The following is a 12995-nucleotide window of genomic DNA, read 5'->3' as shown; positions in this document are numbered from 1 at the left end:
TAGCTATGCAGATTACTTATCGTAATTCGTATTCTGTGGATCAAAATTAGTCCAGCCAGTCAGCCAGTTCTCCGTATTGAAAGCACCCCGGTAAGGAGCCGCCGTGAAGAACGCGTCGGCCAGTTTACCACCGGTTACCGCATTAGCCGCCACCAATAAAGGGGAAGTTGCCTGTGGCAGGAAGTTAGGGGCGGTTAAGTTGAAGTTCTGCGCGTTCAATAGTAACGACGTGATGTCGGTACCTATAATCAGGTTCTTACGAGCAGCCAGATTGAAATACGTCTGAGCAACGTCCGTCGTAATGTCGCCAACACCACGTACCACGGTCGTTGAATTTGGAATTTCAGAATTGCCCAATACAATGCCTTGTAACTCCAGACCGCCGTTCGCCGTGTTTGCTAACGTACCCGCCGTCGTACCTTCCAGCCGTAGACCTTCTGGAAATCCGGTAAAGACGGAGTTATAAATGCTGATCGACGTATTCCGACGCAGGTGCATGGCCGCCCGGTAAGCGCCTGAACCACCCGCCGTATTGGCACTGCTGGGCACGCCAGGATTGAATGCAAACGCACTAAAGTTAGCGAAAACTGGGGCTGTCTGAGGAAGCCCGGCAGGGGCTGGTACACCCGGATCGAAATTGTCCGATTCAAACGCTTCTGAACCCGATTGGTCGGCCACATTCGGGTCACGCAGGGCAACACCAAACTGCGCTTTACCTGAGTATCCATAATCTGTATCGAAATCATCATCGAACGTACGTAGCGCAACCAGGTATTTGGCGTTAACCGTACCACCAAACCATTCGAACGCATCGTCACCGCTATACGAAACCTGCACGTGGTCGATGGTCGTACCCGAGCCAACCTGATACATTGTCAATCCGTTAATTTCGCTATTGGCCGTAGTGGACAAAGCAACTCCCGGAAACTCAATCCGAACGTATTGCAATGTACCCGAATTGTCATTGGCCGTATTCAGGTTTGAATCGAACGTACCTCGGATACCTCCTTCGAAGCCAATTGTGCTACCTCGGTTGACGGGTGCACGACCGATCAGGACAATACCGCCCCAGTCGCCATATTTACGAGCACCTACTGCCTGAGACGACGTAAAAATAATGGGAGCAGCCGCTGTTCCCTTGGCTTCCAGACGCGCTCCTCTTTCAATGATCAGCGTGCCGGGGTGGTTCTGATTTTCAGGGTCCTGACTGGCATTGTACCCCCGGATAATAGTCCCTGGCTCAATGGTCAGCACGGCATTGTTCGATACGTAAACGTAGCCCTTCAGCGCGTAAATCTTGTTCGCCGTTAAGGTCTGGCTGGCTGTGATCGAATTAGCTAACGTAACAACCTCGCGATTCGAGATAGTGAAAGATGGTGACTGTACCGTCGTACCTCCCGACGAAAGCGAAATAGGACCGTTCTGTGCAGTTGTCGGTACAATCACGGTCATCGAGGTTGTCGTAGCTGCCGTTACCTGCGCGACGGCGTTGCCGGTAAACACAACCGAATTGCTGGTGGGTGTGGTATTAAAACTCGTTCCGGTAATCACAATTGACGCACCCACCGGAGCCTGTGTTGGATTGATGCTCGTAATAGAAAGTGGATCAGGTCCTGGCGTATCGTTGTTCTTACAGGCTGAGATGAACATCGTCAAGCCCAATGCGCAAAGCAGTATGTACTGGAAGCGTTTGATAAAAAGCATAAGTTGATTGGTTTAATTTGATTATTATTTTTTGTTGAGTAGTTATTATCAGGGCACTACGGTTCGTCGGCCGAAGGTGTACACACCCGTCAGGGTTACGTATTGACCCCGTCGGTAGTTGATGTAGTTCTGGTCCGCATCGGCACTGCGGGACGTTACGTCTTTACCGATCTTACGATCGCCGTTATAATCCTGAGCGAAACGGAAAGGGGCGTTAAGGATGTCCTGGATACCTAACCGGACTTCAAATTGCTGTTTGATAGTCTTGCTAATGTTGAAATCCACTACGTGCCGGGGCATTTCGTAAGTGGTTGGGTCTTCAATATTACCCACCAGGAAAATACGTGGTCCCGCTACATTGTACAGCAGGTTGTACTGCCAGCCAGATGTAGGATTAGCGTAGTACAAACCCAGGTTTATGAGGTATGGCGACTGATTAGCCAACGCTCGCTTCCGGTCGGTACTGTTACCGACAAGCTCAATAGCGCCACCCGCGCCCGGCGCTTCAATGAAATCGGCCGTTGTAACCCGGCTATTTATGTAGGAGGCATTCCCAACGATCTGAAGATTCTGGAGAAAGGTGCTACCAGAGTTGGCAAAGCCTTTCCGGAATTCAATTTCTACCCCATAATTCCGGGCGGCCAGTGCGTTGGTGAAGGTGAATATGAAGTTTCCGGGAATTGGAATCAGGAATGATTCGATTGGGTCTTTAAAGCTTTTATAGAAAGCCGTGATTGAGATTAATTCATTCGGAGTCGGGTAGAATTCATACTTCGCATCGAAGTTCTGGATGGTAGCGGTTTTGAGACGCGGATTCCCTATGACTTCAATCTGTCGGGCAAAATCGTAATACCGGAAAGGAGCTAACTCCCGCAGTTCAGGCCGGTTGACCGTAGAGGAGTATGCAAATCGCAGATTTTGCTGTTCAGTCAGTTTGTACGTAAAGTTAACCGACGGTAGCGGGCTGAAAATGTTATTGTCTACCAACGGTTTAACCGCCGATGTTAACCGAAGGGTCTGGTTATAGAACTCACCCCGAAAACCAAGCGTCAGGTTGGCCCGTGACCCGATATTCACATCACCCGATACATAGCCAGCCGCGTAGGTCGTCTGGCCATTATAGGAGTCATTATCAACCGTGCCATCCTGAAGACTGAAACTACCCTCCCGACCCGTTACATTCTCGGGCGCTAACGCCTGTCCAATTGCCAGGCCACTGATATTGTTAATCAGCCCAACCCGTTCGTAGCCGTAGAAACGGGCGGCAAAATCCCGATTACGGCGCTCCCCGTAGAAACCCGCTTTAATGCGGTTTGGCTCCCGGTCTGTTGGATTCCCGAAGGTGTGATCATAATTACCAATCATTGAAACCACCTGCTCATTCAACTTTGAGTAGAATCGGCCTAGGTTGAGCGGACTTGGCTGAACAGGGACATTGAGCCGGAAGGGTTCCGGCTGGCCATCGGGACCCGTTGCGCCAACGGGCCGGGTATATTGAGCCCGCTTCCAATCCGGCTCCCAACGACCCGAATAGCCATAACTGGCAATCCAGTTTACCTTGCTTAATTCGCTAAGGGAATGCTCTCCCGACACCTGTGTGTTCAGAATACTACGGTTCTCGAAACGCTCGGAATAACTTCGCACATCGACTCCGTCAATGACAAAGCTTCCGTTTCGTACAACCGTTTCCGTTGCACCTAACTGATTATACAGCGTTTTCCATTCCAATGTAAATCGGGGAGAGAATCGAAAAGTCCAGTTATGTAAAATACCTAACCGGGTATTCTGAGCATACGTAGCATCATTGTATTCCTGCTGAACGTCGTTGGCTGTCGTATTTTCATACAGCCGTAGGTTGACGTCTTGGAATTGATTGGTCAGTGCGTAGTTGATGCTGGTCAGATTGCTCACACGTACGTTGCCCAGCTCGAACCGACGACCGGTATTAACGGCAATCCGTACGTCGGGGGCAACCGATATACTTTTCAAGGCCCAATCGTTTGGCAACAGACGAGCGTAGGAAGCCCGACGTACCGAACTTAAGCCGTTAAATTCACTCGCTTTAGCGGGAAAACTACTGGGCAACTGACTTTTGGCATCCCATAAGCCCAGGAAACTCAACCCGCCCCGCGAATGCGTCTGAACGTTCTGGAACGTAGTATTCGCCCGGTAACCAACCGTTACGCCAACATCCGTAAAGTTTTGTTCGGGCCGACGTTTCGTATAAATTTTGATCACTCCACCCGCAAAATCGCCCGGCAGTTCAGCCGAGCCGGACTTGTAGACAATCATCCGGTCGAGGATGTTGCTGGGCACAATATCAAATGAAAAGGAGCGGGATTCCACCTCGGTGGAGGGTGCGATTACATCGTTGATCAGTACGTTGTTGTAGCGCGTACCCAAACCACGAATCAGCACGAACCGGTTGTCGACAATGCTCACGCCCGGCACCCGGCGGATGGCGGCAGCCGCATCGCGATCCTGCGATTTCTGAATCTGCATGGCTGAAATCCCCACCGCAATCGGCTTCAACTGTTTAATTTCGGTAATTACGGCTATCTCCGTATTGGTAGCTCGATTCCCCCGAACAACCACTTCCTGAAGAGCTTGCCCTTCCACCGTTAATTCCGTTTCAACAACCGTTGTATTCCCGGATTCGACACGAACATTCGGAATTTCCTTCGTCTTATAGGAAATGTAGGAGATGACAATTTTCTGGGTTCCAGCGGGTACGTTGGGGATGACAAAATTACCCTCAACATCAGTGGTGACGCCCAGTTGCGTACCATCAATACGTACTGTGCAGCCGATGAGGGCTTCTTTCGTTTTTTCATCCCGGATGGTGCCACGAACAGTGCCCAGGGGCGCATCTTTAGCCGCAACGGCGGCAACATATGAAAGAAAAAGGAGGAGAAATAAAATACTTCGATTCATCATGGTAGCTCGGATGTCGCTTTCGCACCGCAAAACTACCGGCCCGAGATTTCTCCGGGATTACCCCAATGTTATGTTCATAGGTCATTTGTGTTAACTTTTTTTAATCTGGTTTTAATCTCAAACTTGTTACCGTTAATTTGTTGATCAGTTGACCCACAGTAGCCACCTCACTACGTTAACTAGCTATTAATCTGATAGATAACACTAAAAATACAGGAAAATATGAAAATCGGATCAGCAAGTCTTTCTGTCAATAAAGGAAAAACTATAAATCTGTTGCGAGAATAAGGCAGGCTGTACCCCGCGAAAATTGTTAATACATGACACCTTACGAATGCGTCCTGTCGAAGAAACTCACGCAGGCAATTGAACTTACCGACAACCTGTCGACATTGGTGAAATCAATCGGGAATAAGACTGTTGACGAAGAGCCAATTCTACAGGCACTTATCAGACAGATTGAAGCCACCAATCAACAATTCGACAATCAGTTGCTTCGTTACCGGGACCTTTATGAAAAGCGTATGCGACTGTCGAACGGAACAGATGGCTGTATAAAACAGTTGACGGATAAACTATGGGAAGACATTGATTACCAGTTTAAGGATGGTACGTTAACCAACGACCTGATCAAGAGCCTGCACCGAAAAATTAATCGCTTACCACTCCACACCTTCCCGATTGACAAACGAAAACCGGTACTTCATAAAGACGTTCGCCTGCACGAGGATACCTACGCCTTGCTGGGCAGGTACTTTAGCTGGTTGGTTGATCTGTTGCCAATGATCAATTTTACGCCCGTTCGCTCCGCTTATTGCCTGCACGAACTTCGGCTGCGGGCCAGTCAGTTCAATGCGCTATCGCAACAGGCAATGGTTGAATCAGAAAAATTACGCAGTATGCAATTCGCCCAGAATCAACTCTATAAGCAATTGAATCAGGCGATGAGCGTGGCCAGAGGCCGTTTACAACTTTATAAACGGGAAGCGCAGCGAACGATAAAATAGCCAGCTATAAAACAGGCATCGTCATATTATCAATCTATTAAGAATGCGGATACACCTTCCTGCCAGATGATCCACACCTAGTTTTGCGCAGAAAAACGAACTTCCCAAATGCTCGGCTGAGTGACGCCATTCAGCCGGGCATTTTTCTGATAAGTTTATGCAGAAACAACTTCTTGTATCTTTTATCGCCTGGCTTATCTCAGCGTCTATTGGCCAGGCCCAGACGGGCATTGCCTATGCGCCTGCTCAGGCGCATTCACACAACGACTATGAACAGACGATTCCATTCTGGCAAGCCTACGACCAGGGATTTGGGTCCATCGAAGCGGACATATACGCTCGTGACGGTCAGCTTTATGTGGCTCACGACTCCGCCGACATTTCGCCCGCCCGGACACTGGAAGCGTTGTACGTCAAGCCCATCGTCGAAAAAGTACGCGCTAACAAAGGGAAAATCTACGCCGATGGCAAGTATGGACTACAATGGCTGATCGACTTAAAAACGCCAGCCAGCCTGTCATTACCAATTCTGGTACGTGCCTTAAGCGCCTATCCAGACATTTTTGGGACTGGCGGGGTTGTAAAGGTTGTTGTGAGTGGCAATGTACCATCACCTGACCAGTTTGCTACTTATCCAACCTGGCTTCAGTTCGACGGTCGGCCTGCTGTTGCCTACACGCCCGACCAGCTGACGCATGTCGGCCTGATCAGTCAGGACTTCAAACAGTATACCCGCTGGAATGGCAAAGGATTGATTGTCAAAAAAGAGCGGATGAAGATTCAGGAGGTCGTTCAGCAGGTGCATCGACAGGGCAAGAAAATCCGGTTCTGGGCAACGCCCGATAACGTCAATACCTGGAAATCCCTGATGAATCTCGGTGTCGATTACATCAATACCGATCAGATTGCCGCTCTCGGGCATTTTCTCAGCCTGCGCCAAACGGCTGAATACCAGAATCCAGCGCCCCATGCCCCGTACCAGCCAACGTACCGCAATAACGATAGCCGGAGCCGCGTCAAGAATGTGATTCTGCTAATTGGCGACGGCATGGGCCTGGCCCAGATTTATGCTGGCCTTACGGCGAACCGGGGTGATTTAAATCTGGCTAAACTTCTGAACATTGGCTTTTCCAAAACCAGTGCAGCCGATACGTATATCACCGATTCGGCAGCCGGAGGAACGGCGATGGCTACGGGTCAAAAAACGAATAATCGAGCCATCGGTGTCGACTCGATGGGTAAATCACTCCCGGCAATTCCGGCACTGATCAAGAAATGGAACATGGGTAGCGGACTCATTTCGGCGGGTGCGATTACTGACGCCACGCCAGCCGCTTTTTATGCCCACCAACCCGACCGCGTGTTCGAGCGGGAAATTGCATCCGACTTTCTTCGCAATCCGGTAGACATTCTGATTGGGGGCGGGTATCGGTATTTTCAGGAAGAAAAAGTGCTGGATACGCTACGTCAGCGTGGGTATCGGATCAGTACTACGTTCAACCAGTTGGAAAGTCTGAAATCCCCCTTTGTGCTGCTCGACGACTCGTCAGTAGTGGCGGTCAGCAAGGGACGGAAGGGCTTTTTACAAGAAAGCCTTCAGAAAACGATTCATGAGCTTCAGCCCAACAAAGCAGGCTTTTTTGTCATGGCGGAGGGTGCCCAGATTGATTACGGTGGTCATGCCAATGATGTGCGCTACGTCGTTCAGGAAATGCTGGACTTCGATCGGACTATTGGGGATGCCATACGGTTTGCCGACTCAAACGGCGAAACGCTGGTCATCATCACCGCCGACCACGAAACGGGCGGACTTAGTCTGCTAGATGGTGACCTGAAACGCGGTTATGTCGATGGCAGCTTCAGCACCAACGATCACTCGGGAATCATGGTACCCGTTTTCGCGTACGGGCCGCATTCTCTGGATTTTCGGGGCGTCTATGAAAACACCGAAATCCAGCATAAAATCATGACCATTTTGCAGAAATACCATCCCGCCGGCAACTAGCCAATGAACGTAGCCATCCGCTCATTCTAAGATCTATCCTTCTAGATTTTTGCCTTATATTGAGGCTATAAAAGAGCATATTATCAAAAGGTTATTAATCCGTTCTGGGGTAAATTTATTTGCGTGAACATCTACATTTGAGTTTCAATTCCAGACACTTGCAGTAAACAACGAAAGATCGGCTACTTGATTTGGCCGGTCTTTTTAGTATGAACTAGTCGTATTCCCAACCCATGAAAACAACCCAACTACCGGAGCGCCAGGTTTTAAATAAACTAAAGAAACGACTGCAAAAAGTAATCAGGACGTACGAAAAGGTAATTGTAAAAATGGAGGTTCAGCTAGAAAAAGTGAACCGAATGGAGGAAGATGAAGCGGTTACTACGTTACGTCAAACTATGATGACAGGCCTTGATCAATCCAGGAAATTTCTGGAGAAAGCGCAGGAAGATTATAAGAAGATAACCAATCAACAGGCCGATTTGTAAAACCTAACTGCCGACCCTGATAGAGTCGGCAGTTAGGTTCAGAGTTTATTTTTGTAGTAAGGGGGTGTGGCACCCAACTCCAGTCCGCGTAATTGTAGGTTAAGTGCCGTTACTATTTTTTAGCCTGCCAATCAGCACCTTACTTATTGAAATAGTCAATCTTGTCGGCATCGGCGTTGTTGGTGATGTTCAGTTCATTGCCACCAACAACCAGCGAACTCAGGGTCAGGCTACCCTTAGTATTACCAGGACTCAGCACGCCCGTTAGCCCGACCGACTCTTTGCCTTTTGGCCCTATTGGTTGGGTTGTGGTCAATACATAAAAGTTTTTGTTCGATACCGCATCGAAAGTCCAGTTGCTATTTTGCACCATTTTGCCTCCAACGAAGGTCGCCGTTTGATCGAAGCTCAAGCTGACCAGCAGATCTTTGGTGATATAAACCGTGGCTGGTCCGCTGGTGGCTACGTTGTTCACTTCAAATACATCCATCACCAACGTCACGGGCGACGTAGCGTAGACGGTAGAGGGAAGCGTAGATAGAATGGATGTCAGATCGGGCAGGATAGCCGCCCCTACCGTGGCATAGTCACTGCGAGACTTCTTGAATGTATTTTGCGACAGCTCTTTAGCAATGGTGCCGTCGTTGTAAAAGACCTGATCGCCGTTGTCCAGTACGAACTGAATCGAGCTGGTTTCGTCCAGTGAAGCCGGTACTTCTACAATGGACTCGATGCTGCTGCTGCCACTCGTTCCGCTCAATCCACTCAGATCGGCCGCCCGAAGAACAGGCGCATCGGCCGCGTTACCCGTCCAGGTATAGAGTTTAAACGCATTCGGGTCCGCGCCGGCACCGCCCGATGGGCCTGCCACAATCAGGTACTGTCCGTTACCATTCCCTTTGATTTCCCGAATGCCGCGCCCTCCCAGATCGAATAAAATGGGAGCACCGAACGTAGCCAGCGTGTTGGATGGATTCCCTGACACCAGCGAGGTAAAGTTTGTAACCGGCACAATCAACGCTTTTGTTCGGTTCGATGCGGGCGAGATGGGAGCACGGAACGATAGATAGCCGGTGGTGCCATCGGGTGCGATAGTGAGCCCTTCGATATTGAACCCAGTACCGCCGTCGGCTTCCGGCGCTATACCCGTTGCCGCGCTCGCCTGTAAACCAAAATAGTTTGCTCCGAGACCATGCCCATTGTTGACATCCCAATTGATCAGGTCTGTTTTCAAGCCATCGTATCGACCGATGTAGCTAAGAGTCGTGCTGGCTCCGCTGCCTACTACGTCCGTAGCAAACAGGCGGCTACGGTTAGGACGGTTGGCGCCACCCGACGAATTGCTGTGCGAACCAAGCCAGTAGATCCGGTCGCCAACCCGCACAGACGATTCAATATCCACTTCGCGGGGGACACCACCCGATATATCGGTCAACCCCAGCGAGGACGTATAATCAAATCCATTGACGGGCAACCCTGAATTGGTCCGGTTGTAAAGTCGAAGTACCTGATTCTCATCATCCGCCACCAGCATGTAGCCTCCACCGGCATCAACGGCGGTCGATGCATCACTAGAGCCCGTATGGAAACGGCTGGTGCTGGTCGACGCGGCCGAAGCGGCATAGTTAATTACATAGGAGGTCGCGTTACTGCCGTCTGTAACCGTCACGGTGATGGTGGCATACCCAATACCAGTGGGTGTAATTTTGAGGTTTCGGCTGGCATCATTCCCCGTCAGGTTCAGATTAGCCGTCGGCACAACGCTGGTGTTGTTGGTGCTGGCCGTTACGCTCAGGCTGCTAACGGGGGTGTCGGTATCATTGATGATGAAATCAATACCGAGCGTACGGGCGGGATCGGTTGGGTCACTGATAATGCCACTAACAGCCGATGCGCTCAGGTAAGCCGTTGTCGTACTGGCAACAGCGATCGTGGGCGAAGTACCCACTGCTACGTCGTTATCGGTAATGGTTACAGAAACCGGATTGATGGTAATCCCGTTGTAGGCTGCATCCGAACTGATGGCGCTATGCGTAATAATGCCTGAATGAATGCCCTCCACTACGTTGTCATCCACCGCCGAAACGGAGATGGTTTGTGTGACATTGTAATTAGCTGGCGTAAACGTCAAGGTAGTCGGGTTGGTTGCCAGTTGCGAACCGGACGCAAGGGTCACCACGACGTCGGCCGTTGGCTGACTGTTTAACACCATCGTATACGTATCCGATGCGCCACCCTCCGCTATGTTGGTCGTATTGCCCGATTCACGCACGATAACCCGATTGAGCGGAACGTTGTAGCCACCCGGATTACCTACGTTGCCTGACACGGAGGCATATGAATGTTGGGCATCGTTTACAGTCGATAACTGCCAGTTAGTGACGGTGTTAGCACCGAGGTTACCGGGCATTGTCCAGGCACTTATGTTTTGCGTACGCGGTCCACCTACTCCCGCTACGTTATCACCATACGTCAATCGATCAACCAGGGCGTTCGATGCGTCATAGATATTGATCTCATCACCGCGTCCCAAATTCTGGTCATTTCCACCAATCACCCTGACCGTAGCGGGCAGATACCAGGCGGTACGGAAGGCGTTGGCTGCATTTTCAGCAATAATAACCGATTCACCCGGCTGCACGACGCCCAATCCACCTATCGCGAATGAGCCAGGCTGGCGGCTACTATCGTCAAAACTCCAGCCCGTCAGATCGACAGCGGCCGTCCCGACATTAGTTAGCTCAATAAACTCACCACCCGTTCCTGCGCCATCGTAGGCATATTCGGTGATCCGCATCTGACCAACCGGCGCTACGCCCACATTGACCGTTACCGCCGGTGCGGAGTTATTCACGTCGTTGCTTTCGGCCACCGTATTTGACGGGTCAACCAGTGCTGTGCCACTGGTTACATTCCCCGTTATGATGGGTGTTACGTTGATCGTCAGCGTCGTACTGGTACCTGCTGTTAGGGAGCCACCTGAAAATGTGATGATACTCCCCGTCTGGCTAGCCGTAAAACCACTGGCTTCCGTTGCCGAACTGTAGGTTAGACTGGTTGGAGCCGGAAGCTCAAACTGAGCCAAAATTCCCGACGCATTGGCATTGCCCGGATTGCTCACCACCAGCGAGTAATTGAATGGTTGATTAAGTGTCGCCGAAACGGGTGCGCTGAGTGAAACCGTCAGGTCAGGCTGGGGAGCCACAAAGGAAGCAGCTCGAACGGTAAGCATGTCGAATCGCCAGGTACCGGTGGTACCGTAAGTGGCAGTAGGACCAGCCGCTGCGTAACTGTTGGGAGATGATGCAGGCAGAGAGAATTCAGCCAGAATTCGAAAACGTACTACGGCAAGATTGTTGAGAGCCGTGATGGCTGACAGGTCGACTGAACGGGCGTTGAACCAGGTATCACCAGAAGTGGCCGTAACGGCCACTGGCGTATCGAGATAGGTAACCCCGCCATCAACGGAATATTGGAGCCGGGCCAGGTTTGGCGCTGTGTTACTAAACCGCTGATCCCAGGAAACAGTAAGGCTCTGAAAACTGGTCGTGCTGGTACTGAATTCGATGCCACGTGTCTTGTCGCCAGTTCCCTGAGCCGAAAAGGCGGTAATGCCAAGCCCACTGTCATCACCGGTGGCGGGGTCAGTAGAGCCCCCACTCGCATCGCCACTGGCGAAGGAAGCGGTTGTTCCGCCCACCGTTGTCAGGGAGCCGGTTCCTGTCGAGGGCGTTGTTGTGCCGGTAGCTGTATTGGCATCTGGCGTTGGCGAGTTAAAATTCCATTGCACTACCGTTGTCTGTGCCTGTACGCCTGACAGGAAGGCCCAGTTGAGCAGTAGAGCCAGGCATATGGATAAGGGCCGGAAGAGAGGCTTTCGTAACGTTTTTTTCATGAAAGAGTAATGAGTTATTCAGGCACAAAGCTAGTTTAGCCCACTCCTCCTTTTTGTTACCTAATTGTTATATTGTGAGGACGTTACGTAACAATTCATTCAGACAGTAGTAGCGTTTTCAATAGTCGGACGGAGTTTCTGTCGACCTTCTGGTCCAGGCCAATGGCGTATCCTGGCGAATTCAGTTTCTTACTCAGGAAGATAATAATTAGGTAATCTGGGAAGCCGTACCATCTAATATATTTGCGGTCCTTCTCACTCAGTCGTGTGTCTGTTTACCTATGTTGACTCATTGGATCAATGAACTCATGAATTTACTGGCGGGTAATAGTGTCTATGTCCACTACGACCGGGGGGCTAAACTCCGGTTTGTGCTGTTCGTAGTTCTTTTTCTGGCAATTACCATTGGACTGAACCTATTGGTCTGACCCACTACAGAGATATTAAAATTGTATTAATACGCCGTTAAATTGGTAGCAGAATCGTAATCCGATTGATTCAGTCAGCCCAAAGCATATTCGTTTTTTTGTGGAATAATCTACTAACACAAATTATGAATCTGAATCACCTGTTCTTATCGGCTACATCGGCATTTTCCGTACTGGCACTGGCTGCCTGTCAGGATCATCGGGCACCCGATAGCCCGGCCATCACCGTTCAAAACCGCTCGGTCACTCCCGTCCTAGCTAAAGTACTGCCAGGGGCGGGTGGCCGATTGGCCGCCGACGGCATTAAACTATACTCGCTGCTGAGCAGTGACGATCAACTGGAGCAGTCGCCAGGCTACGTATTTGGTGGTTCGGCGGATGGAGCGGGTATTTTTCAGAATCCCGATAAAACCTACACGGTCCTGGTGAACAACGAAGACAATTTTGCGGTTTAGCGTATCAAGCTCGATGCGTCCTTTAAACCGGTCAAGGGTGAATACATCCTTAACTCAGATGGGGGAACCTGGCGGC

General features: G+C 50.4%; 8 protein-coding genes. 5 read left to right on the top strand and 3 right to left on the bottom strand.

Annotation, left to right across the window (positions count from 1 at the left end; genetic code table 11):
• Positions 1-12 precede the first annotated feature (12 nt).
• Positions 13-1704 carry an IPT/TIG domain-containing protein gene (locus BM202_RS19460; protein ID WP_093829165.1) on the bottom strand — a complete coding sequence of 564 codons (1692 nt, stop codon included), beginning with the start codon at positions 1702-1704 and terminating at the stop codon, positions 13-15.
• A gap of 48 nt (positions 1705-1752) precedes the next feature.
• Positions 1753-4638 (bottom strand): TonB-dependent receptor, encoded by a 2886-nt coding sequence (locus BM202_RS19455; RefSeq protein ID WP_093829163.1) that lies wholly within the window; start codon positions 4636-4638, stop codon positions 1753-1755.
• Positions 4639-4961: 323 nt separating this feature from the next.
• Between BM202_RS19455 and BM202_RS19450 the strand changes: the two genes are divergently transcribed.
• From BM202_RS19450 to BM202_RS19440, 3 genes are all read left to right on the top strand, one after another.
• Entirely contained in the window at positions 4962-5648 is a 687-nt protein-coding gene (locus BM202_RS19450; RefSeq protein ID WP_093829161.1) for a hypothetical protein, read from the top strand.
• A gap of 157 nt (positions 5649-5805) precedes the next feature.
• Entirely contained in the window at positions 5806-7653 is a 1848-nt protein-coding gene (locus BM202_RS19445; RefSeq protein WP_093829159.1) for an alkaline phosphatase, read from the top strand.
• Positions 7654-7886: 233 nt separating this feature from the next.
• Entirely contained in the window at positions 7887-8141 is a 255-nt protein-coding gene (locus BM202_RS19440; protein WP_093829157.1) for a hypothetical protein, read from the top strand.
• A 139-nt stretch (positions 8142-8280) separates the two neighbouring features.
• Here the strand turns inward: BM202_RS19440 and BM202_RS19435 are convergent, their stop codons facing one another.
• Positions 8281-12036, bottom strand: coding sequence for a lamin tail domain-containing protein (locus BM202_RS19435; RefSeq protein WP_093829155.1), 3756 nt, complete (start codon positions 12034-12036; stop codon positions 8281-8283).
• A 281-nt stretch (positions 12037-12317) separates the two neighbouring features.
• Here BM202_RS19435 and BM202_RS37290 point away from each other — a divergent pair, with 281 nt between their 5' ends.
• Together BM202_RS37290 and BM202_RS38255 are read left to right on the top strand one after the other, a co-directional pair.
• Positions 12318-12464 carry a hypothetical protein gene (locus BM202_RS37290; RefSeq protein WP_177236627.1) on the top strand — a complete coding sequence of 49 codons (147 nt, stop codon included), beginning with the start codon at positions 12318-12320 and terminating at the stop codon, positions 12462-12464.
• Positions 12465-12589: 125 nt separating this feature from the next.
• Positions 12590-12919 (top strand): ATP--guanido phosphotransferase, encoded by a 330-nt coding sequence (locus BM202_RS38255; protein ID WP_245776716.1) that lies wholly within the window; start codon positions 12590-12592, stop codon positions 12917-12919.
• Positions 12920-12995 lie beyond the last annotated feature (76 nt).

It is taken from the genome of Spirosoma endophyticum, assembly GCF_900112365.1.
Classification (GTDB): Bacteria; Bacteroidota; Bacteroidia; order Cytophagales; family Spirosomataceae; genus Spirosoma; species Spirosoma endophyticum.
This window is presented reverse-complemented; position numbering and strand designations above follow the sequence as displayed.